The organism is Amycolatopsis sp. NPDC104819, from assembly GCF_055583145.1.
In genome coordinates this window covers 420,698-440,836 of record NZ_JBVJON010000001.1, presented here as the reverse complement: position 1 = coordinate 440,836, position 20,139 = coordinate 420,698, and the positions used below count along the sequence as shown (strand labels likewise).

Sequence of the window (20,139 nt, the reverse complement as noted above, 5' to 3'; positions counted from 1 at the left end):
GCGATGGACGCCCCCCCCCCTTCTCCCTCTTCCCCCCCCCCCCCTTCTCCCTCTCCCCCCCCCCCCCCCCCCCCCCCCCCCCCCCCCCCCCCCCGACGCCGGGTGTCACTTCAGGCCGGTGGCTTCCGCGGCGGCGGGGTCGGAGTCGGCGAGGAAGGTGCGGCAGCGGTCGTACTCCTCGGTCTCGCCGATCTTCCCGGCGGCCTTGCCGAGCACGGCCAGCGCGCGCAGGAACCCCTGGTTCGGCCGGTGCGCCCACGGCACCGGGCCGAAGCCCTTCCAGCCGGCGCGACGCAGCTGGTCGAGACCCCGGTGGTAGCCGGTGCGCGCGTAGGCGTACGCGGCAACGGTCTCACCCGCGTCGAAGGCCTTCTCGGCCAGCGAAGCCCACGCTTCGCTGTAGTCGGGGTGTTCGGCGGCGACGGCGGCCGGGTCGTTCCCGGCGTCGAGCGCGGCCTGGGCGGCGGTGTGCTCGGGCAGCAGCGTCGGCTCGGGGCCGAGCAGGTTGTGCGTCATGCCGCCCATTCTGCACGGGGGTCAGAAGAACAGACCCGCGAGAACCCCACCGCCGGCCAGCACCAGCGCGCCGATCAGGACGGCGGCCACAAGTCGTTTCGGCATCATGGCGGCACACCCTGCCAACCGACGCACGCCGAAGGCAAATCGTCCACCCGTAGGGGTGAACCCTGGTTTTCGCGTCCTTCACCACGGTCTTGGCCCGCTCGTGACCATGACCGGCCATGATGTCCGCATGGTCAAGGCAGTCGACGTCCCCGTGGACGTGATCCCGCGCAGCCCGATCGGCAAGACGCGGCTGTTCTTCTCGCGGCACTGGCACCGCGGCGCCCCCGGGCAGCCGACGCCGGAGTGGGTGCTGCGGTTCTGCTACGGGATGTGGCTGGCCGCGTTCGCGTTCAAGCTGGTCGGGTCGTCGTGGGACATGTCGTGGCACTTCATGTGGCTGCGTGACGACCTGGCGCCGCCGCACCTGATCAACACCGTCGGCACGGTGATCATCGTCGTGCTGGTGGCGATCCACAGCTACACGGGCCTCGGCGCCGACAAGACGTCACTGCGCCTGATGCAGACCGGCCTGCTGGTGTTCCTCGTGGCGGCGCCGCTGGACGTCATCAACCACCGCGTCAACGGCCTCGACCTGACCGCGTGGAGCCCGTCCCACATGATGCTCTACCTGGGCACGGGCATCATGCAGGCGGGCGTGCTGCTGGGCTGGCTGCGGCTGTCGCCCCCGGGCCGCTTCCGCACCGGCGTGCTGCTCGTGCTGTGGGCGTTCTTCCTGGAGAACACGTTCTTCCCGAACGGCCAGCAGGAGTACGGCATCCTCGGCCTGCGGGCGTGGGAACGCGGCGCGCCGGAGGCCGAGCCGTCCCTGCTGTCGTTCGCGGCGAACCAGATCGGGCACCCGGTCGACCGGGCCGCGATCCTGCACTTCACGATGCCGATCCCGGAGTGGGTGTACCCGCTGTGGGGCATCGGCGTGATGGCGCTGATCCTCGTCCTGGCCCGCAAGACCCTGGGTTTCCGCTGGTCGGCGTCTGCGGTGGCGCTGGCGTACATCGCGTACCGCGGGGCGATGTGGCCGCTGCTGCTCGGGCTGGGCTTCCCCGTGTCGACGATCCCGTTCTACCTGCTGGCGGTGGGGGTGGCGGTCGACCTGGCGTTCGCGATCGGCCGCGGCCACGGGCTGCTGACCGCGGGCGCCGGAGCGCTGCTGGTGACGGCGTTCGGCTACGGCGCGCTGTGGCTGCAGTCGCAGTTCCGGCCCTGGGTGCTGGGTGACGCGCACACGGAGTCCGCCCCGCCGGTGGCGTACTGGACGGCGACGGTGGTCCTGGCCGGCCTGTTCGTACTGTGGGCGGCGACCGGCCCGGCGTCGCGCCGCCTGGGGGCCACGAGGCAGGTAACCGTGTAGCACTGGGTGCTACACTTGGTTCATGCAGATCATCAGCCAGCGGGAGCTCCGCAACGGCTCCGCCGCGGTCATGGACGCCGTCGAAGCCGGTGAGACCTTCCATGTCACGCGCAACGGCGTGGAGATCGCCGAGCTGCGACCGTTGACCCGGCGGCGCCAGCTCACCACCGAGGAACTGATCGCCAAGCACCGCCGTCTACCGCGAGTCGATGCGGCGGAGATGCGCAAAGACATCGATGAGTTCTTCGGTGATGATCGCCTGAGCGACGACGACGATCCCTGGGACCGGCCACGTGGCTGAGGGACACGAAGCGGGTGTGCTCGACACCTGCGTTTACATTGATCTTGGCCTGCTGGAGCGATCACAGTTGCCGGCAGTCGCCGAACTGACCGCAGTCTCGATGGCCGAATTGCACCAAGGCCTGGCGGTGGCCACGGATCCGGCGGTCCGTGCTTCTCGCACCGAAAAGCTCGGCGCCGCGATCGCCGATTTCACCCCGTTGCCCTTCGACGGTGATGCGGCTACCCGGTACGGAACGTTCGTCGCCATGGTGCTCGCCATCGGGCGCGATCCACGGCCGCGCAAGATGGACTTGATGATCGCCGCGATCGCCTCCGTGCGGAACCTGCCGCTGTACACCCGGAATACGAAGGACTTCAAAGGCCTCGAGAGCCTGCTCGAGGTCGTCGAGGTCTGAACAGACGAAGGGGCCGCCACGAACTCGTGGCGGCCCCTTCGCGTGCGACTACTTGAGCTTCGTGCCCGCCGAGCCGAGGGCCTGGCAGGCCTCGACCACGCGCTGGGCCATGCCGGCCTCCGCGGCCTTCAAGTACGAACGCGGGTCGTAGACCTTCTTGTTGCCGACCTCGCCGTCGATCTTCAGGACGCCGTCGTAGTTCTTGAAGAAGTGGTCGACGATCGGGCGGGTGAACGCGTACTGCGTGTCGGTGTCGACGTTCATCTTCACCACGCCGTAGGACACCGCCTCGCGGATCTCCTCCGGCAGCGAACCCGAGCCGCCGTGGAAGACCAGCTCGAACGGCTTCGACCCGGCGTCCAGGCCGAGCTTCTTCGCCGCCGCTTCCTGGCCACCCTTGAGCACGTCCGGGCGCAGCTTCACGTTGCCCGGCTTGTACACGCCGTGGACGTTGCCGAACGTCGCCGCCAGCAGGTACCGGCCGCGGTCGCCGGCGCCCAGCGCGTCGATCGTCTTGAGGAAGTCGCCTTCGGCGGTGTAGAGCTTCTCGTTGATTTCGGCTTCGACGCCGTCCTCTTCGCCGCCGACGACGCCGATCTCGACCTCGAGGATGATCTTCGCCGCGGCGGTCTTGGCGAGCAGCTCCGTGGCGATCTCGAGGTTTTCGTCGAGGTCGATGGCCGAGCCGTCCCACATGTGGGACTGGAACAGCGGGTTCTGGCCGTTCTTGACCCGCTCGGCCGAGATCTCGATCAGCGGCCGGACGAACCCGTCGAGCTTGTCCTTGGGGCAGTGGTCGGTGTGCAGCGCGACGTTGACGTCGTAGCGCGCGGCGACGACCTGGGCGAACTCGGCGAGGGCGGTCGCGCCGACGACCATGTCCTTGACCTTCTGGCCCGAGGCGAACTCGGCGCCGCCGGTGGAGAACTGGATGATGCCGTCGCTCTCCGCCTCGGCGAACCCGCGGATGGCGGCGTTCACGGTCTCGGACGAGGTCACGTTGATGGCCGGGTAGGCGAACTCGTTCGCCTTGGCCCGGTCGAGCATCTCCGCGTAGACCTCGGGGGTGGCGATGGGCATCGTTACTCCTCCTTGGCACAGGGTGGTCCCGACCGCATCGTACGAGGTGGACCGCCGCCGCACACCGGTCCCCGGGGAGAAACTTCCCCGCACGTCGGATCGGTTCAGAAGGACCGCGTCACCGCAGTTCGGCAGCCAGCGCGCGGTAGGCGGGCCACGGGTCTTCGTTCAACACCTGGACGACCACCTGGTCCGCGCCGGCGTCCAGGTGGGCCGACAAGCCCCGGGCGATCGTGGCCGCGTCGCCGTGCAACGCCAGTGCGTCGATCAGGCGGTCGCTGCCCTCACCCTCCAGGTCGGCGTCCGTGAAGCCGAGTTTGCGCAGGTTGGCGACGTAGTTGGACAGCCCGAGGTAGTACTTCACCGTCTGACGGCCGATCGCGCGCGCCTCGGCGGGGTCCGTCGAGAGGACCACCTTGTGCTCCGGCGCCAGCAGCGGCCCCTCGCCGAGGATGGAGCGGGCGTCGCGGGTGTGCTCCGGTGTGGTCAGGTACGGGTGCGCGCCCGCGGTACGCGAACCCGACAGCTCCACCACCTTCGGGCCCAGCGCCGCCAGGGCGCGGCCGGACACCGGGACGCCCGCCGCGTCCAAGCTGTCGAGGTACTCGACCAGGGCCGCGTACGGCTTCTTGTACTCCTTCGTCGCTTCGCGGTGGCCCGCGCCGACGCCCAGCAGGAAGCGGTCCGGGTACTTGCCGGCGATGCGCTCGTACACCTTCGCGATCGACGCTGGGTCGTCCTGCCAGATGTTCACGATGCCGGTGGCGATGACCAGCGAGTCCGTCGCCGCGAGCAGGTCGTCGACCGGCGAAAGGTCTTCGCCGGTGGGTGAGCCGCCCAGCCAGATCGCGCCGTAGCCGAGCTTCTCCGCCTCCGCCGCGAACTTCGCGTCGACGTTCGCGTGGTACTTCCAGATCCCGAGCTTGCCCAGTTCGATAGCCATGGAACTCTCCAACGCGTGGGACGGCGATTTTCCTCCCGCCGGCGGCGAACTACCGTCGGAAGCATGACCAAGCTGGGAAACACCGACCTCGACGTCTACGGGCTCAACCTCGGCGGCAACGTCTTCGGCTGGACGGCGGACGAGGCGCAGTCCTTCGCCGTGCTCGACGCCTACACCGCGGCCGGCGGCAACTTCGTGGACACCGCCGACCTCTACGGCGGGGGCGGCGGCTCCGAGGAGATCCTCGGCAGCTGGCTCGCCGCGCGCGGCAACCGGGACGACGTCGTCGTCGCGACGAAGGCCGGCGCGTGGGACCGGCGGCCGGGCCTGTCGGCCAAGAACATCCAGGAGGCGGCCGAAGACTCGCTGCGCCGCCTCAAGACCGACCACATCGACCTCTACTACGCCCACCGGGACGACCCGGACACCCCGCTCGAGGAGACACTGGAAGCGTTCGACGCGCTGGTCCGCGCGGGCAAGGTCCGCCACCTCGGGGCGTCCAACTACAGCGCCGAACGGCTCGCGGATGCACTGTCCATTTCGGACCGAAACGGCTTCGCGCGGTACGCCGTGCTGCAGCCGCACTACAACCTCGTCGAGCGCGACTACGAGCGCGATCTCGCTCCGCTCGTCGAGCGCGAAGGCCTGGCCACGCTGCCGTACTTCGCCCTCGCGAAGGGCTTCCTCACCGGCAAGTACCGCACGAAAGGCGCCGAAAGCGACAGCCCGCGCGCCGGCCGGGCGGAGTCCTATTTGGACGGCACCGGCGAGCGTGTGCTGGCCAAGCTCGACGAAGTGGCCGCGGCCCACGGCGTCTCGGTCGCCACCGTGGCGCTCGCCTGGCTGCGCGTGCAGCCGACGGTCGCCGCGCCGATCGCCAGCGCCCGCACGCCCGAGCAGCTCACCGACCTGATCGCGTCGGTCTCGCTCGAGCTGACTCCGGACGAAGTGGCCGGGCTTTCCCGCGAAAGCTAACTTACTACGGGGTAGCTTACTGCGGGTAAGGTGAGGTACGGTGCCCTCAAGCGACGTCTAGGAGGGCACCGTGGCCAACCCGTTTTCGCTGCTCAGCGGCACCAAGAAGGTCGACGGCAAGGTGGTCCTCATCACCGGGGCGGCCCGCGGCATCGGCGCTGGCCTGGCCGAACGGCTCGCCGCGCGCGGCGCGAAGGTCGCCCTCGTCGGGCTCGAAGCCGAAGAGCAGAAGAAGGTCGCCGACCGCATCGGCGCGAACGCCAGGTCCTGGGAAGCCGACGTCACCAGCTGGGACGCCCTCGAAGCGGCCACAGCCGGCGTCGTCGAGCACTTCGGCGGGATCGACATCGTCATCGCCAACGCCGGCATCGCGACCGCGGGCTTCGTCCGCTCGGTCGACCGGGCCGCGTTCGAGAAGGTCATCGAGGTCGACCTGCTCGGCGTCTGGCGCACGTTCCGCGTCACGCTCCCGCACGTGATCAACCGCAAGGGTTACCTGCTCGCCATCTCCAGCCTCGCCGCGATCACGCACGCGCCGGGCATGGCGAACTACGCCGCCGCCAAGGCCGGCGTCGAGGCGTTCTCCAACAGCCTCCGCGCCGAGGTCGCGCACCTGGGTGTCAAGGTCGGCGTCGCGCACCCGACGTGGATCCGCACCGACCTGGTCGAAAGCGCCGACGCGCACCCGGTGTTCGGCAAGCTCCGCTCGTCCATGCCCGGCCTGATCGGCAAGACCTACCCGCTGGACGTCGCCCTCGACAACCTCGAAGCCGGCATCCTCAAGCGCGCCCGGACCATCCACGTCCCGCGCTGGGTCGGCGGCCTCAAGCTGCTCCGCGCGTTCCTCCCGCCGATCATCGAAATCGGGTCCCGCAGCCGGGTACCTTCGGCGGACAAGGCCGCGCTGGCCGACATCGAGGCGCGCGGCGCGTTCGAGTCGGCGGTCACCGGCCACGGCGGCCGGGCCGCCACCAAGGGGTGAAGATGTCCCGTCGCGACCAGATCCGGATGACCGAGGACGAGGTGCGCGCGTACCTCGGCGAGCAGAAGGTCATCAACGTCGCCAGCGTCGGCCCGAACGGCCGCCCGCACCTCGCGCCGCTCTGGTACTTCCCACACGAGGACGGCGTCGCGACCTGGACGTACGGCACGTCACAGAAGGCGAAGAACCTCCGGCGGCTGCCGGAGGCGACCGTGCTCATCGAGGACGGCGACAGCTACGAGAAGCTTCGGGGCGTCTCGCTCGAGGCCGACGTCCAGCTCGTCGAGGACACCGATGAGGTCACCCGGATGGGCATCACGCTCATGCAGCGGTACGCGGGCGCGAAGCCGGGCGACCCCGTACCGTCCGAGCTGAGCGCTTTCATCGCAGGTCAGGCCCCCAAGCGGATCGGGCTGGTCTTCCACCCGACGAAGATCGTCAGCTGGGACCACACGAAGCTCGGCGGGACGTACTAGTCGGTAGGTAGTACTTCCAAGTAACTGTTACTTGAGGTAACGTCATCTCCGCAGTTTCCTCGAAGCAGCGGAGGCCGAGACAGATGACCGAGCGGTTCAAGGTCGTGATCGTGGGCACCGGGTTCTCCGGGCTCGGCCAGGCGATCCAGCTCGAAAAGGCCGGCATCCGGGACTACGTGATCCTGGAGAAGGCCGCGGAGGTGGGCGGCACCTGGCGCGACAACTCGTACCCCGGGTGCGCCTGTGACGTGCAGTCGCACATGTACTCGTTCTCGTACGAGCAGAACCCCGCCTGGTCGCGGTCGTTCTCGCCGCAGCCGGAGATCTTCGACTACCTCAAGGGTGTCGCGGACAAGTACCGGCTGCGCGAGAAGATCCGCTTCGGCGTCGAGCTCACCGGCGCGCACTGGGACGAGAAGGAACGCCGCTGGACGGCGACCACCAAGGACGGCCGCGAGTTCTCCGCGCAGTTCCTCGTCTCCGGGGTCGGCGGCCTGCACATCCCGCAGGTCCCCGAGCTGCCGGGGATCACGAAGTTCAAGGGCCAGACCTGGCACTCCGCGCAGTGGAACCACGAGTACGACCTGCGCGGCAAGAAGGTCGCCGTCGTCGGCACCGGCGCCAGCGCGGTCCAGTTCGTCCCGAAGATCGCCCCGGACGTCGCCGAGCTGACGCTCTTCCAGCGCACCCCGCCGTGGATCATGCCCAAGCCCGACCACGCGATGCCGGACTGGGCGCAGACGCTCTTCAAGCGCGTCCCCGGCACCCAGCGCCTTTACCGCAACGCGCTGTACTGGCTCCTCGAAGTCCGCGCGGTCGGCTTCAACGGCCACCCGGGGATCATGAAGGCCGGCGAGCTGATCGCGAAGCGCAACATCGCGAAGGGCATCAAGGACTCCGCGCTGCGCAAGAAGGTCACGCCGGACTACACCATGGGCTGCAAGCGCGTCCTGATCTCCAACGACTACTACCCGGCGCTGAGCCGGCCGAACGTCGACGTGAACACCTCCGGGATCAAGGAGGTCAAGGCGCACTCGATCGTCGACTCCGCCGGGGTCGAGCACGAGGTCGACGCGATCATCTACGGCACCGGCTTCAAGGTGACCGACGCGCTGGAGTACCTCGACATCACCGGCGCCGACGGCCGCAACCTCGCCAAGGAGTGGGCGGTCGAAGGGATGCGGACGCACAAGGGCATCACCGTCTCCGGCTTCCCGAACCTGTTCTTCCTGCTCGGCCCGAACACCGCGCTGGGCCACAACTCCGTGGTCTTCATGATCGAGTCGCAGTCGAAGTACGTCGTGGACGCCATCAAGCTCGCCGACTCACGCGGCGCCGCGGCGGTCGACGTCCGGCCCGGTGTGCAGGACAAGTTCCAGCAGGACATCCAGGACAAGCTCGTCAAGGGCGTCTGGACGCAGGGCGGTTGCAAGAGCTGGTACCTCGACGCCAAGGGCGTGAACCGGACGATCTGGCCGGGCTTCACCTGGCGCTACTGGCTGGAGACGCGGAAGGTGGACCCCGCCGACTACGAGCTTTCCGGGCGCGCGTCGTGACGGCCGAGGAAGAGCAGCTCGTCCTGCACGCCCGGGACGTCAAGTTCGACTGGGCGAGCCTGCCGATGCACTGGATCCCCGGCGAGCCGCAGGCGACGCACACGATCAACGTCCTGCACCTGGCGCTGCCCGAGGGCGAGCGCTGGTTCGTCGAGGTGTTCAAGCAGGCCGTGCCGCTGATCCGCGACGAGCGGCTCAAGGCGGACGTCCTCGGGTTCATCGGCCAGGAGGCCGTGCACGCCGAGGCCCACGACGGCGCCGCGACGCACCTCGAGGCCGCGGGAGTGCCCGTGCGGCCGTTCATCGCGCAGATGGAGTGGCTGTTCCGGAAGCTGCTCGGCGACCGGGACCTGACCGGCCGGGCCGCCGAGGAGTGGCTCGTCGAACGGCTCGGGATCGTCGCCGCGATCGAGCACTACACCGCGTTCCTCGGCCAGTGGGTGCTCGACGCGCCCCTGGATCGAGCCGGCGCCGACCCGGTGATGCTCGACCTGCTGCGCTGGCACGGCGCCGAAGAGGTCGAACACCGGTCCGTCGCCTTCGACCTGTTCATGCACCTCGACGGCCGGTACACGCGCCGCGTCCGCAGCATGGCCGCGGTGACGCCGGTGCTCGCGTGGGTCTTCGCCCGTGGCACGCGATATCTGATGCGTAACGATCCGACCCGGCCCGGCCGCGCGTCGCTGCGGGGCTACCGCCGGGCGGCGAAACGCGGGCTGCTGCCGACCGGGCGTCAGCTGGCGCGCGAGATCCGGCCGTACTTCCGAAAGCGCTATCACCCGACCGAGACCGGGAGCACCGAGCAGGCGGTGGCCTACCTGGCGAGCTCTCCCGCCGCGCGGGCGGCGGAGTGACGCTTTCACGTGAAAGCGCCCACCTGGGGGCGGAGCTTTCACGTGAAAGCTCCGCTCTCGGCCGGCCCACCCGGCTCGACGGCAGCGCGCGGACCGACCACCTGTTGTCCACTTTGGTCGGTGTCGTGGGGGTTTACCGCCGGTTGTCCGCCTTCAGCGGCCGCCGTCGGCCGCCGGTGCGGGCCGTCGACCGGGATCTGCCGCTGGTGGTCGAGGACGTCCGTGCCGAAGCCGAGGACGTCGTCAGCCTGCGCCTCGCGAACGGCGGGCCGCTCCCCGGCTGGCGGCCGGGCGCGCACCTCGACCTCGTGCTGCCGTCCGGGCTCGTCCGGCAGTACTCGCTGTGCGGCGACCCGACCGAAAACTCGTGTTACCGCATCGCCGTGCGCAAGATCGGCGTCGCGTCTGCCGAGGTCCACGCGCTGCGCCCGGGGACACGCGTCACCGTGCGCGGCCCGCGGACGGCGTTCCCGTTCGTCGGCGACGGGCCGTTCCTGTTCGTCGCGGGCGGCATCGGGATCACGCCGATCCTGCCGATGGTCCGCCGCGCGAAGGCCCTCGGCGCGGACTGGCGGCTGGTCTACACCGGTCGCAGCCGCGCGTCGATGCCGTTCCTCGACGAGCTGGAGGGCGACGAGCGCGTCCGGATCCGCCCGGACACCGACTACGGCATCCCGGCGTCCGGCGCCGAGCTCCTCGAAGGCGTCCCGGACGGCGCGTCCGTCTACTGCTGCGGGCCGGCGCCGATGATCACCGGGGTCCGCGTCGACCTGGCGCTGACCGCGGCCAAGGCTGTCCACTTCGAGCGGTTCGCGCCGCCGCCGATCGTGTCCGGCGAGCCGTTCCGGCTGACTCTTCGCAGGTCAGGACAGGTCCTGGAGGTGCCGGGCGACCGTTCGGCGCTCGACGTCGTCCTCGAAGCGCGGCCCGGCACGGCGTACTCGTGCCGCCAGGGTTTCTGCGGGACCTGCGCGGTGCCGACGGACGGCGGCGAGCCGATGCGACTCTGCGTCGACCGCGGCGCCGCCGTGCTCGACCTATGACGCGTCGGGCACCCAGGCGCCGATGACCGGCTTGTACTCGCGGATCGACCGCTCCGCGACCACGCCCTCCAGGAAGTACGGGTCCTGGTCGATCGTCTCCTTGAGGTGCGCCTCGTCGTCGGCCTGGTAGAGCGTGATGCCGCCGGAGCCGTCGCCCAGTGGCCCGGCGACCGCGACACGCCCGTCCGCGGCCAGGTTCCGCAGGAACTCGCGGTGCCGGGGCCGGACCTCCGGCATCTTCTCCTGGACGTAGGTGATTTCGACGAGGTACCAGGCCATGTGGATCTCCGGGGTCGGGCGGGGGCGGGACGGGACCGACGCTACCCGGGTCACCGTCGTGTCCCAGCATCCGATCTGTGGCGGCGACAGGCCAACCCGATAGGCTGGGCATGCGTCAGTACCTGTGTGAGCGCTGTGAATACCGTGAACCTGCTGACGCGGCACACCGTGCAAACCGGGGTCGAGGACAGGCAGGGGTTCATGCTCGAGGGCAATGCGGAACGCAGTGTCGAGGCAACCCTCGGCCACCTGCGGGTCATGGACGGTCCGGCCCCGGCTCAGACGCCGGCGCCGCTGACCCTCGAAGACCTCTACCGCCAGCACCGCATGCGGCTGGTCCGGCTGGCGATCCTGCTGGTCGACGAGCCCGCGACCGCGGAAGACGTCGTCCAGGAGGCCTTCACCGGCCTGCATCGCAACTGGGGACGGCTCCGGGACGCCGCGGCCGCCGTCGGCTACCTGCGCACCGCGGTGGTCAACGGGTCGCGCAGCGTGCTGCGCCGGCGCAAGACCGCGCGGGAGTACGTGCCGCCGCACGCGGTCAACGCCCGGTCGGCGGAGAGCCTCGCGATGCTCTCCAGCGAGCACCAGGCCGTGGTCAGCGCGCTGTCCAAGCTGCCGCCGCGCCAGCGCGAGGTGCTGGTGCTGCGTTACTACGGTGGGCTGAGCGAGGCCGAAATCTCTGAGGCCGCGGGCATCTCCAAGGGTACCGTTAAGTCGACCGCCAGCCGGGCTCTCGAGGCACTCCAGAAGGCCATGCAGGCCCCACAGTGACCCGGGTGGACCATTCCGATCACTGAGTCGTATCACCATGCTTGGTCCAGACCAATATATGCTGGGGTGCGTGAGAGGCGCCGGAGATTTTGTGATCATGGGCGGCCGGGTCGCCGCCCCGGACCGTGTACTCGACGACGGCTGGGTAGCCGTCTCCGACGGGCGGATCGCCGGCGTGGGTTCGGGGACCCCGCCGTCCGGCGAGCACGTGGACGTCGGCGGGGCACTGGTCGTGCCAGGATTCGTCGACACCCACTGCCACGGCGGGGGAGGTGCTTCGTTCACCTCCCTCGATCCCGAGGAGCTCTTGACGGCGGTGCGGGCGCACCGCCGTCACGGCACCACGACCATGCTCGCCAGCCTGGTCTCCGATCCGGTGGACATCCTGCGTGAGCAGGTCGCCGCGCTGCGTGAGCTCGCCCAGGACGGCGAGGTCGCGGGCATCCACCTGGAGGGGCCGTTCATCTCGAAGGCCCGGTGCGGGGCGCACGATCCGGAAACCCTGCTCGAACCGGACACCGGGACGGTCGAGAAGCTCCTGCGCGCCGGCCAGGGCGCGATCCGGATGGTCACCATCGCCCCGGAGCTGCACGGCGGGATCAAGGCCGTCCGGCAGCTGGCCGAATCGGGCGTCATCGCCGCGATCGGGCACACCGACGGCGTCGAGGAGCAGCTGCTGCCGGCGATCGACGCGGGCGCGACGGTCGCGACGCACCTGTTCAACGGCATGCGGCCGCTGCACCACCGCGAGCCGGGGCCGGTCGGCGCCCTGCTCGACGACGAGCGCATCACGATCGAGCTCATCTGCGACCTGGTCCACCTGCACCCGACGGTCGTGCGCCTGGCCGCGAAGCACGCCGGCCGCAACCGGACGGTGCTGATCACCGACGCGATGTCGGCCACCGACGCCGCCGACGGCCGCTACACGCTGGGCCGCCTCGAGGTCGACGTGCACGACGGCGTCGCCACCCTCGCCGACAACGGTTCGCTGGCCGGCAGCACCCTGACGATGGACACCGCCTTCCGCAACCTCGTCCGGGGTGCCAAACTCGGGATCCTCGACGCGGTGCACGCGACTTCGCAACGGCCCGCCGAGCTGCTCGGCATCGCCGGCCACACCGGGATGCTGTGCCCCGGGTACGCGGCCGACATCGTCGTCCTCGACCAGGACCTGCGGCCGGCGAAGGTGCTGCGCCGGGGTGAATGGGTCGCCGAGGTGGGTACGGCTACCTTGAGCACGTAGCTTCCTACGACGGACGGGCGGAGATGAGCGAGCCGAAGGACCCCGAGCAACTGCTGGCGGACGCCCTTCGCGCGCAAGCCGTCTTCGCCCCGCAGGCGTCGCCGCCGCCTTCGGAGGTGTCGTCTTCGCCGCCGTCGCCGCCGCCGGAACCGGGCACCGACGCGGTCCCGACGAGCGCGATCAACGAGCTGCCCTCGGCGTACGGGCTGCTCTCGGGCGCCGGCGCGGACTCCCTGGAGCGCGAGCGGGCGGCCCTCGACGCGGCCGCCGAAGCCCCGACCGCCTACGCACCGCGCCCGGAACCGCTCCCGGTCCGGCAAGGGGCACAGCTGCCGGTGTACTGGATCCTGATGCTCGCGGTGCTGCTGGGCCTCGCGGCGGGGTCGGTCGTGGGGCTGCTCACGCTGGTCTGACCGGGTCTCAGTAACGACTCAGGGTGACCCTGTACCGTTTTTGAGGTGATTCTCGCCCAGAGCACGGTCAACACGATGTCCCTGCTGCCGTCATGGCTGGACCCGCAGCACCTGCTGAGCGGCCTGACCACGCCGGTCATCGCGGTGCTCTGCCTGATCATCTTCATCGAGAGCAGCATCTTCCCGGTGCTGCCCGGTGACTCCCTGCTGTTCACGGCGGGCCTCTTCATCGCGAACGGCACGCTCGACGCGCCGTTGTGGCTGGTCTGCGTGCTGGTGACGGTCGCGGCCCTGCTCGGCAACGTCGTCGGGTACTACATCGGCTACTTCGTCGGGCCCAAGCTGTTCAACCGGCCGGACTCGAAGTTCTTCAAGCGCGAGTACGTCGACAAGACCCACGAGTTCCTGGAGAAGCACGGCCCGAAGGCGGTCGTGCTGGCCCGGTTCGTCCCGTTCGTCCGGACGTTCATCACGTGGATCGCGGGCATCGGCCGCATGGACCCGAAGCGCTACTTCACGTACACGGTGATCGGCGGCATCCTGTGGGCCGCGGGCATCACGGTCCTGGGGTCCCTGCTCGGCAACATCGGCTTCATCCGCGACAACGTCGACGCGATCTTCGTGCTCATCGTCCTGGTGTCGGTGGTGCCGATCGCGCTGGAGTTCCTGAAGTCCCGCCGCGAGAAGAAGGCGCTGGCGGAGGCGGACCCCGAGGTCACCCAGCGCATCCCCCGCATCAAGGACTGAGCACCCGGCCGCCTCAGGTCATCGAGAACATCGACCCCGGGTTGAAGAGGTTCTCCGGGTCCAGCGCCTGCTTGATCTGCCGGTGCACGCGCATCCCGACCGGCCCGATCTCCCGCTCCAGCCACTCGCGCTTGATCTTGCCGACCCCGTGCTCGCCGGTCACCGTGCCGCCGAGGGACAGGCCGACCTCGAGGATCTCGTCGAACGCGCGCTGGGCGCGGGCGAACTCGTCCGGGTCGTCGGGCTGGTAGACGATCGTCGGGTGCATGTTGCCGTCGCCGGCGTGGCCGACCACCGCGATGCGCAGACCGACCTCGGAGCTCACCTTTTCGCAGCCGCGGATGAGCTCGGCGATGCGGGTCCGCGGGACGCAGACGTCGTCGGTCAGCCAGAGGCCGTACGTCTCCAAGGCCGTCAGCACGACCCGGCGGGCCTGCAGCAGCATCCGGCCCTCTTCGAGGTCCTCGGTCGTGTACGCCAGGTCCGCGCCGCAGTCGACGCAGATCTGCTCCAGCGCCGCCAGCTCGCGGCGTGCGACCTCGCCGCCGGCGTCGGACTGGCCCAGCAGCAGCGCCTGGCAGTCCGACCCAGCTCCCAGGTCCGTCTTCAGGTACGTCTCGGACGCCTTGATCGACGACGCGTCCATGATCTCCAGCAGGGACGGCACGAGCCCTTCGCGCACCACCCGGGCGACGGCCTCACCGGCGGCTTCGGTGGTCGTGAAGCCCGCGACGAACGTCGCCGGGGCCTGGGGCAGGGGCTTGAGCTGCACCGTCGCCTGGGTGATGACGCCGAGCGTGCCCTCGCTGCCGACGAACAGCCTGGCCAGGTCGTAGCCGGCGACGCCCTTGACCGTGCGCCGTCCCGTCTTGAGGAGTGAGCCGTCGGCCAGGACGACCTCCAGACCGAGGACCGAGTCCGTGGTCACGCCGTACTTGACGCAGCAGAGCCCGCCGGCGTTGGTGGAGAGGTTGCCGCCGATCGTGCACCAGTCGTAGCTGGACGGGTCCGGCGGATAGAACAGCCCGTCCTTCTCGACGGCGTTGCGGAAGTCCAGGTTGACCACGCCGGGCTGCACCACGGCCAGCCGGTTCCCGGCGTCGATCTCGACGATCTGGTCGAGCTTCACCAGCGAGAGCACCACACAGCCGTCGATGGCGTTCGCGGCGCCGGACAGGCCGCTGCCCGCGCCGCGCGGCACGATCGGCACCCGCGCTTCGGCGCACGCCTTGACGACGGCCTGCACCTCCTCGGTGCTCGACGGCAGCACCACGGCGAGCGGCTCGCCGGACGGCGCGAGCGGCATCATGTCGCGCGAGTAGGAGGCGGTGACGTCGGCGTCGGTGAGCACGGCACTCTTGCCGACGAGGTCGCGGAGCCGGGTGACCAGTGCATCGTTGCCCATGCCCTCATGGTAAGCCCGGATAGTCCGCACTGCGGAAATTTTGTTTCGATTCCGCCGGTTCAGCGGATCAGGCCGTGCACCTTGTCGATGTGCACCGTCAGCAGCACCCGCTGGTCGGTCACCATCGCGTCGCGGTATTCGTCCCAGTCCGGGTGCTCCCCCGAGGCCCGGCGGTAGTAGTCGACGAGGCCCTCCACCGTCTCGTCGTCGCGGGCCGCGGCCGGCGGCGTGAGCGTGGCCCGGCCTTCGGCGACGACGTAGCTCCAGCCGTCCTCGCTGCCGACGTGGTAGGTGACCCGCGGGTCGCGGCGCATGTTCTTCGTCTTCGCCCGGGTCTCGGTGATCGACGCGGTGATCGTGTTCGTCTCCGCGTTGTAGAGGTGCGTGATCGTGGACAGCTGGGGCCGCCCGTCCCGGCGGATCGTGGCCAGGACGCCGTGGCGGTGACTGGCGAGGAAGTCCCTCAGCGCTGTGTCGTCGGTCATACCCCTTTCCAACCGGCGACGGCGGCCGTTGTTCCCCGCGCAACCCGGGAGAAATCTGCTTGCATACGGCAACTAAAGTGTGTTCCGACACATCGGCCACGCTCCGCTTGCACAACCGCTGATGAAGGCACATCCTTGCCTGAGGCAACTAGTTGCAGCCGCCAACCAACGCCGCCCGCGTGTTAAGGATCGCCATGGCACCGAACAGCTCCGCCACCCGGCCGACCGCCGAGCTCGACCTCGCCGACCAGCTCGGCCACGAGCTGGTGCGCCTGGTCCGCCTGATCAACAAGGCGAAGTCGCAGGTGTCCAAGCAGGGTCCGGACGGCATCGAACGGGCGGCCTACGCGATCCTCTTCACCCTCATCCACGAGGGCCCGCAGCGCACCAGCCGGCTCGCCGACTCGCTCCACTCCGAGATCTCCACGATCAGCAGGCAGTCGAGCTCCCTCGTCCAGCACGGCCTGGTCGAGCGCCAGGCCGATCCCGAGGACGGGCGGGCCTGCCTGCTCGCGCCGACGGCGGAGGGCATGCGGGTGTTCGAAGAGAACCGCAAGCAGCGCAACCAGTGGCTGGCCGAAGTGCTCGGGGACTGGACCGACGGGGAGATCCAGACCCTCAACCGGCTCTTCGGCCGGCTCAACACAGGTATCGAGAACCACTCTCCACAGCTGGCCGACGCCGCAGCGTCCGCCGGTGCACCGGCCAAGGGGGCCAACGCATGAGTTCCACCACCGAAGCAGTCGCTCAACCCGAGGTGGGTCAGCCGCCCCGGCTGAGCCACCGCCAGATCGTCACGATCCTGAGCGGCCTGATGTGCGGCATGTTCCTCGCCGCGCTCGACCAGACCATCGTCGGCACGTCGATCGTCAAGATCGCCAACGACCTGCACGGCTTCGACCTGCAGGCCTGGGCGACCACGGCGTACCTGATCACCTCGACGATCGTCACGCCGATCTACGGCAAGCTGTCCGACATCTACGGCCGCAAGCCGTTCTACCTGGCCGCGATCGGCATCTTCGTCGCCGGTTCCGCCGCGTCGACCTTCTCGACGTCGATGTACGAGCTCGCCGCGTTCCGCGCGGTGCAGGGCCTGGGCGCCGGCGGCCTGATGTCGCTGGCCATGACCATCCTCGGTGACATCGTGCCGCCGCGTGAGCGGGCGAAGTACCAAGGTTACATCCTGGCCGTGTTCGGCCTGTCGACCGTGCTCGGCCCGGTGCTGGGCGGCTTCTTCGCCGGCATCGACAACCTGGCCGGCCTGCACGGCTGGCGCTGGGTCTTCCTGATCAACGTCCCGATCGGCATCATCGCGCTGTTCGTCGTCGCGAAGGTCCTGAACGTCCCGCACGAGCGCCACGAGCACAAGATCGACTGGTGGGGCGCGCTCACGCTCATCGTCGCGGTCGTGCCGTTCCTGATCGTCGCCGAGCAGGGCCAGAAGTGGGGCTGGGGCGACCAGAAGGCCATCCTCTGCTACGTCATCGGCGGCGTCGGTGTCATCGCGTTCATCCTGGTCGAGCGGCTGATGAAGGAAGCCGCGCTGATCCCGCTGCGGCTGTTCAAGAACTCGACGTTCACCGTGGCGATCATCGGCGGCGTCATCGTCGGTGTCGCGATGTTCGGCGCGATCACGATGATCCCGCAGTTCATGCAGGTCGTGCAGGGCTACACGCCGACCGAGTCCGGTCTGCTGATGCTGCCGCTGATGGCCGGCATCATGCTCAGCTCGATCGTGTCCGGCCGGCTCACCGGGAAGACCGGGCGCTACAAGATCTTCCCGATCGTCGGCACCATCCTGATCGCCGGTGGCGCGTTCTTCTTCGCGCAGGTCAAGTACGACTCGCCGCTGTGGCACCCGCTGGTCGCGGCCGCCATCATCGGCCTCGGCCTCGGCCAGTGCATGCAGACGCTGATCATCGCGGTGCAGAACGCGGGCCCGCGCAGCGACATGGGCGTCTCGACCGCGTCGGCGACGTTCTTCCGCCAGATCGGTGGCACCGCCGGTGTCGCGATCTTCCTGACCGTCCTGTTCAACACCCTGCTGCCCAACATCACGAAGGCGTTCGGCGGCAAGCTGCCGGAAGGCGCGGGCGCCGGCATCGGCAGCCTGTCCGGGGACACCAGCGGCATCCAGAACCTGCCGGAGGCGATCAAGACCCCGGTGCTGATCGGCTTCACCGACTCGATCACCACGGTGTTCTACATCGCCGGCGCGGTGGCGCTGCTGGCCACGATCGTCCTGCTGTTCATGAAGGAGATCCCGCTGACCAACGCGGCCCCGGCCGCGGCGGCCATGGAGGGCGGCGAGGCGCTGCTCGACGCGGACGAGCACGACTTCGCCGACGAGCCGACCGAGATCGTCGAGCCGGTGCACCCGGTCGACCGCGAACCGGCCCTGGTCGGTGGTGGGAAGCACGCGCTGAGCACCAACGGCCACGGTGACTACCAGGCCGTGTCGGGCGCGCTGCCGATCACGAACTCCGTCGCGGACTCCGAGATCGACGTCCCCCTCGGCGCGGGTGGCGTGCCGGTGACCGGGCACGTCCGCCGCCAGGACGGCAGCCACGTCTCGGGCGCCGCGCTGACCCTGATCGACCAGCGCGGCCGCCAGGTCGCGCGGGCCACCGGCGCCCCGGACGGCAGCTACTCGGTGCCGAGCCAGGGCCCGGGCGCGTACGTCCTGATCGTCGCGGCCCACGGCCACCAGCCGCAGGCCTCCAGCGTCGTGATCAGCAACGGGCCGGCGACGGTCGACGTCACGCTCACCGGGTCCGGCGAGCTGACCGGCACCGTGCGGGCGGCCTCGACCGGCTCCCCGCTGGCGAGCGTGACCGTGACGCTGACCGACGGCCGGGGCGAGGTGAACGGCGCGTTCATCACGACCGCGGACGGCACCTACGCCTTCGTCGGGGTCGGCGCCGGGGCCTACACCCTGGTCGCCAGCGGCGCGGGCTACCGGCCCGTCGCGGTGACGCTGACCGTGCCGGACAGCGGCGTGCTGCGCCACGACCTGGAGCTCTCCAGCTCGGTGCAGCTCACCGGTGTCGCGCGGACCGAAGGCGACAAGGTCGTCCCGGACGCGCGGATCACCGTGCTCGACCCCGAGGGCAACGTCGCGGCGGTCGCGCGGACCGACGGTGAAGGCCGGTACGTCGTGAGCGACCTGCCCGCGGGCGCGTACACCGTGGTCGCGAGCGGGTACCCGCCGGCGACCAGCCAGGTGGAGCTGACCGGCGGCGAGGCGGGCCACGACGTCAAGCTGAGCTACGACCAGGCCTTCGACGAGCTGGTCGACCGGTCATGACGGGCCTGCGCGCGACCTTCCGCACGGCCGAGGGCTGGGCGGTGGAGCACGCGGTGCTCACCGTCACCGACCCGGCCGGGCGGCAGGTCACCCGCCAGGCGGCGGACGTCCGCGGCGAGGTCGTCACCGACGCGCTCGCGCCGGGCAGCTACACCGCGGTCGTCACGGCGGCCGGGTACACCCCGGTCGCCCGGATGGCGCAGGTCGCCTCGGACGGCTCCGGCTCGCTCGGCGACGTCGTGCTGGCCCCGGTCGCCGAGGCGATCGACCTGCCGCCGGCCGGGCCGTGGGTGATCGACCCGATGCACACGTCGGTCGTCGCGACCGCGCGGCACCTGGGCATCGCGAGCATCAAGGCGCGGTTCCCGGACGTGTCCGGCCGGATCGAGATCGGCCGCCCGGCCGAGCGCTCGACGGTGCACGCCGAGATCAAGGCGGCGAGCATCGACACCGGCATCCGGATGCGGGACGACCACCTGCGCTCGCCGGACTTCCTCGACGTCGACGTCCACCCGGTGATCACGTTCACCAGCTCCGGGCTGCGCCAGCGCGGCGCGGACTCGTGGACGCTGGTCGGCGACCTGACGCTGCACGGCGAGCGTCGCGAGATCGAGCTCGAGCTGACCTACGGCGGCTGGGGCCCGGACCCGTGGGGCGGTGTGCGGGCGGCGTTCCACGCCGAGACGACGCTGCACCGGAACGACTTCGCGATCAACTACAGCGCGATGGTCCGGGCCGGGGTCGCGGCGGTCGGCACCACCGTGAAGGTCGAGCTGGACATCGAAGCGGTGCAGGGCGAGTCGCTGCCGCAGTTCTGAGTCACCTGGTTCCGGAAGGCCCTCTCACCGCTGGTGAGGGGGCCTTCACGGTTCGTGGGGACGGAATCTTCCAGGCGGCTCGATTCGGCCGTTGGCCGCGGGGAGTTCACCTGCGCCCCGTAGGCTCG

At 69.9% G+C, this 20,139-nt stretch carries 22 protein-coding genes; 16 read left to right on the top strand and 6 right to left on the bottom strand.

From position 1 onward, the window contains the following. Positions 1–105: 105 nt before the first annotated feature. Complete coding sequence (locus ACZ63E_RS02180) at positions 106–516, bottom strand: DUF3151 domain-containing protein (RefSeq protein ID WP_465312890.1); 411 nt, start codon at positions 514–516, stop codon at positions 106–108. A 235-nt stretch (positions 517–751) separates the two neighbouring features. On the opposite strand from ACZ63E_RS02180, the gene ACZ63E_RS02175 reads away from it, so the two are divergent. The 3 genes from ACZ63E_RS02175 to ACZ63E_RS02165 are packed head-to-tail and all read left to right on the top strand — an operon-like array spanning position 752 to position 2,631. Beyond that, entirely contained in the window at positions 752–1,933 is a 1,182-nt protein-coding gene (locus ACZ63E_RS02175; RefSeq protein WP_465333607.1) for a hypothetical protein, read from the top strand. A gap of 22 nt (positions 1,934–1,955) precedes the next feature. Beyond that, positions 1,956–2,234 carry a type II toxin-antitoxin system Phd/YefM family antitoxin gene (locus tag ACZ63E_RS02170; protein WP_465333605.1) on the top strand — a complete coding sequence of 93 codons (279 nt, stop codon included), beginning with the start codon at positions 1,956–1,958 and terminating at the stop codon, positions 2,232–2,234. 16 nt (positions 2,235–2,250) lie between these two features. Beyond that, entirely contained in the window at positions 2,251–2,631 is a 381-nt protein-coding gene (locus ACZ63E_RS02165) for a type II toxin-antitoxin system VapC family toxin (RefSeq protein WP_465333604.1), read from the top strand. Positions 2,632–2,679: 48 nt separating this feature from the next. On the opposite strand, the gene fbaA is transcribed toward ACZ63E_RS02165, so the two are convergent. Beyond that, complete coding sequence (gene fbaA, locus ACZ63E_RS02160) at positions 2,680–3,711, bottom strand: class II fructose-bisphosphate aldolase (RefSeq protein WP_465333602.1); 1,032 nt, start codon at positions 3,709–3,711, stop codon at positions 2,680–2,682. A gap of 118 nt (positions 3,712–3,829) precedes the next feature. Further along, positions 3,830–4,654 carry an LLM class F420-dependent oxidoreductase gene (locus ACZ63E_RS02155; RefSeq protein WP_465333600.1) on the bottom strand — a complete coding sequence of 275 codons (825 nt, stop codon included), beginning with the start codon at positions 4,652–4,654 and terminating at the stop codon, positions 3,830–3,832. A gap of 63 nt (positions 4,655–4,717) precedes the next feature. Between ACZ63E_RS02155 and ACZ63E_RS02150 the strand changes: the two genes are divergently transcribed. From ACZ63E_RS02150 to ACZ63E_RS02125, 6 genes are all read left to right on the top strand, one after another. After that, the gene (locus tag ACZ63E_RS02150; protein WP_465333599.1) at positions 4,718–5,629 is read left to right on the top strand and encodes an aldo/keto reductase; all 912 of its coding nucleotides are present in this window, start codon (positions 4,718–4,720) and stop codon (positions 5,627–5,629) included. A 70-nt stretch (positions 5,630–5,699) separates the two neighbouring features. After that, positions 5,700–6,611 (top strand): SDR family oxidoreductase, encoded by a 912-nt coding sequence (locus tag ACZ63E_RS02145; RefSeq protein ID WP_465333597.1) that lies wholly within the window; start codon positions 5,700–5,702, stop codon positions 6,609–6,611. A gap of 2 nt (positions 6,612–6,613) precedes the next feature. Then, positions 6,614–7,087 (top strand): pyridoxamine 5'-phosphate oxidase family protein, encoded by a 474-nt coding sequence (locus ACZ63E_RS02140; RefSeq protein WP_465333595.1) that lies wholly within the window; start codon positions 6,614–6,616, stop codon positions 7,085–7,087. A gap of 83 nt (positions 7,088–7,170) precedes the next feature. Further along, the gene (locus tag ACZ63E_RS02135; RefSeq protein WP_465333593.1) at positions 7,171–8,643 is read left to right on the top strand and encodes a flavin-containing monooxygenase; all 1,473 of its coding nucleotides are present in this window, start codon (positions 7,171–7,173) and stop codon (positions 8,641–8,643) included. After that, positions 8,640–9,497, top strand: a complete 858-nt coding sequence (locus ACZ63E_RS02130) for a metal-dependent hydrolase (RefSeq protein WP_465333591.1) — start codon at positions 8,640–8,642, stop codon at positions 9,495–9,497. Before ACZ63E_RS02135 ends, ACZ63E_RS02130 begins: the two co-directional genes overlap by 4 nt. Before the next feature lie 23 nt (positions 9,498–9,520). Next, positions 9,521–10,540, top strand: a complete 1,020-nt coding sequence (locus tag ACZ63E_RS02125) for a PDR/VanB family oxidoreductase (protein ID WP_465334354.1) — start codon at positions 9,521–9,523, stop codon at positions 10,538–10,540. On the opposite strand, the gene ACZ63E_RS02120 is transcribed toward ACZ63E_RS02125, so the two are convergent. Further along, the gene (locus ACZ63E_RS02120) at positions 10,535–10,819 is read right to left on the bottom strand and encodes a YciI family protein (protein ID WP_465306980.1); all 285 of its coding nucleotides are present in this window, start codon (positions 10,817–10,819) and stop codon (positions 10,535–10,537) included. The genes ACZ63E_RS02125 and ACZ63E_RS02120 overlap by 6 nt on opposite strands. Positions 10,820–11,020: 201 nt before the next feature. Between ACZ63E_RS02120 and ACZ63E_RS02115 the strand changes: the two genes are divergently transcribed. From ACZ63E_RS02115 to ACZ63E_RS02100, 4 genes are all read left to right on the top strand, one after another. Beyond that, on the top strand, positions 11,021–11,593 hold the full coding sequence (locus ACZ63E_RS02115) for an RNA polymerase sigma factor (RefSeq protein ID WP_308677894.1): 573 nt from the start codon (positions 11,021–11,023) through the stop codon (positions 11,591–11,593). 91 nt (positions 11,594–11,684) lie between these two features. Beyond that, a complete protein-coding gene (nagA, locus tag ACZ63E_RS02110; RefSeq protein WP_465334353.1) occupies positions 11,685–12,836 on the top strand; it encodes an N-acetylglucosamine-6-phosphate deacetylase in 1,152 nt (383 codons plus the stop codon). Positions 12,837–12,859: 23 nt separating this feature from the next. Next, positions 12,860–13,249 (top strand): hypothetical protein, encoded by a 390-nt coding sequence (locus tag ACZ63E_RS02105; RefSeq protein WP_465333589.1) that lies wholly within the window; start codon positions 12,860–12,862, stop codon positions 13,247–13,249. 45 nt (positions 13,250–13,294) lie between these two features. Next, positions 13,295–13,996: a DedA family protein gene (locus ACZ63E_RS02100; protein WP_465306976.1), complete on the top strand. Its 702-nt coding sequence runs from the start codon at positions 13,295–13,297 to the stop codon at positions 13,994–13,996. Between the two features lie 13 nt (positions 13,997–14,009). On the opposite strand, the gene ACZ63E_RS02095 is transcribed toward ACZ63E_RS02100, so the two are convergent. Continuing rightward, positions 14,010–15,401 (bottom strand): FAD-binding oxidoreductase, encoded by a 1,392-nt coding sequence (locus ACZ63E_RS02095; RefSeq protein ID WP_465333587.1) that lies wholly within the window; start codon positions 15,399–15,401, stop codon positions 14,010–14,012. 59 nt (positions 15,402–15,460) lie between these two features. Continuing rightward, the gene (locus ACZ63E_RS02090; protein ID WP_465333585.1) at positions 15,461–15,886 is read right to left on the bottom strand and encodes a PPOX class F420-dependent oxidoreductase; all 426 of its coding nucleotides are present in this window, start codon (positions 15,884–15,886) and stop codon (positions 15,461–15,463) included. Between the two features lie 194 nt (positions 15,887–16,080). Here ACZ63E_RS02090 and ACZ63E_RS02085 point away from each other — a divergent pair, with 194 nt between their 5' ends. The 3 genes from ACZ63E_RS02085 to ACZ63E_RS02075 are packed head-to-tail and all read left to right on the top strand — an operon-like array spanning position 16,081 to position 20,011. After that, positions 16,081–16,611 (top strand): MarR family winged helix-turn-helix transcriptional regulator, encoded by a 531-nt coding sequence (locus ACZ63E_RS02085; protein ID WP_465333583.1) that lies wholly within the window; start codon positions 16,081–16,083, stop codon positions 16,609–16,611. Then, the gene (locus ACZ63E_RS02080) at positions 16,608–19,193 is read left to right on the top strand and encodes an MFS transporter (RefSeq protein ID WP_465333581.1); all 2,586 of its coding nucleotides are present in this window, start codon (positions 16,608–16,610) and stop codon (positions 19,191–19,193) included. The genes ACZ63E_RS02085 and ACZ63E_RS02080 overlap by 4 nt, the downstream gene beginning before the upstream one ends. Then, positions 19,190–20,011 (top strand): YceI family protein, encoded by an 822-nt coding sequence (locus tag ACZ63E_RS02075; protein ID WP_465333579.1) that lies wholly within the window; start codon positions 19,190–19,192, stop codon positions 20,009–20,011. The genes ACZ63E_RS02080 and ACZ63E_RS02075 overlap by 4 nt, the downstream gene beginning before the upstream one ends. Positions 20,012–20,139 lie beyond the last annotated feature (128 nt).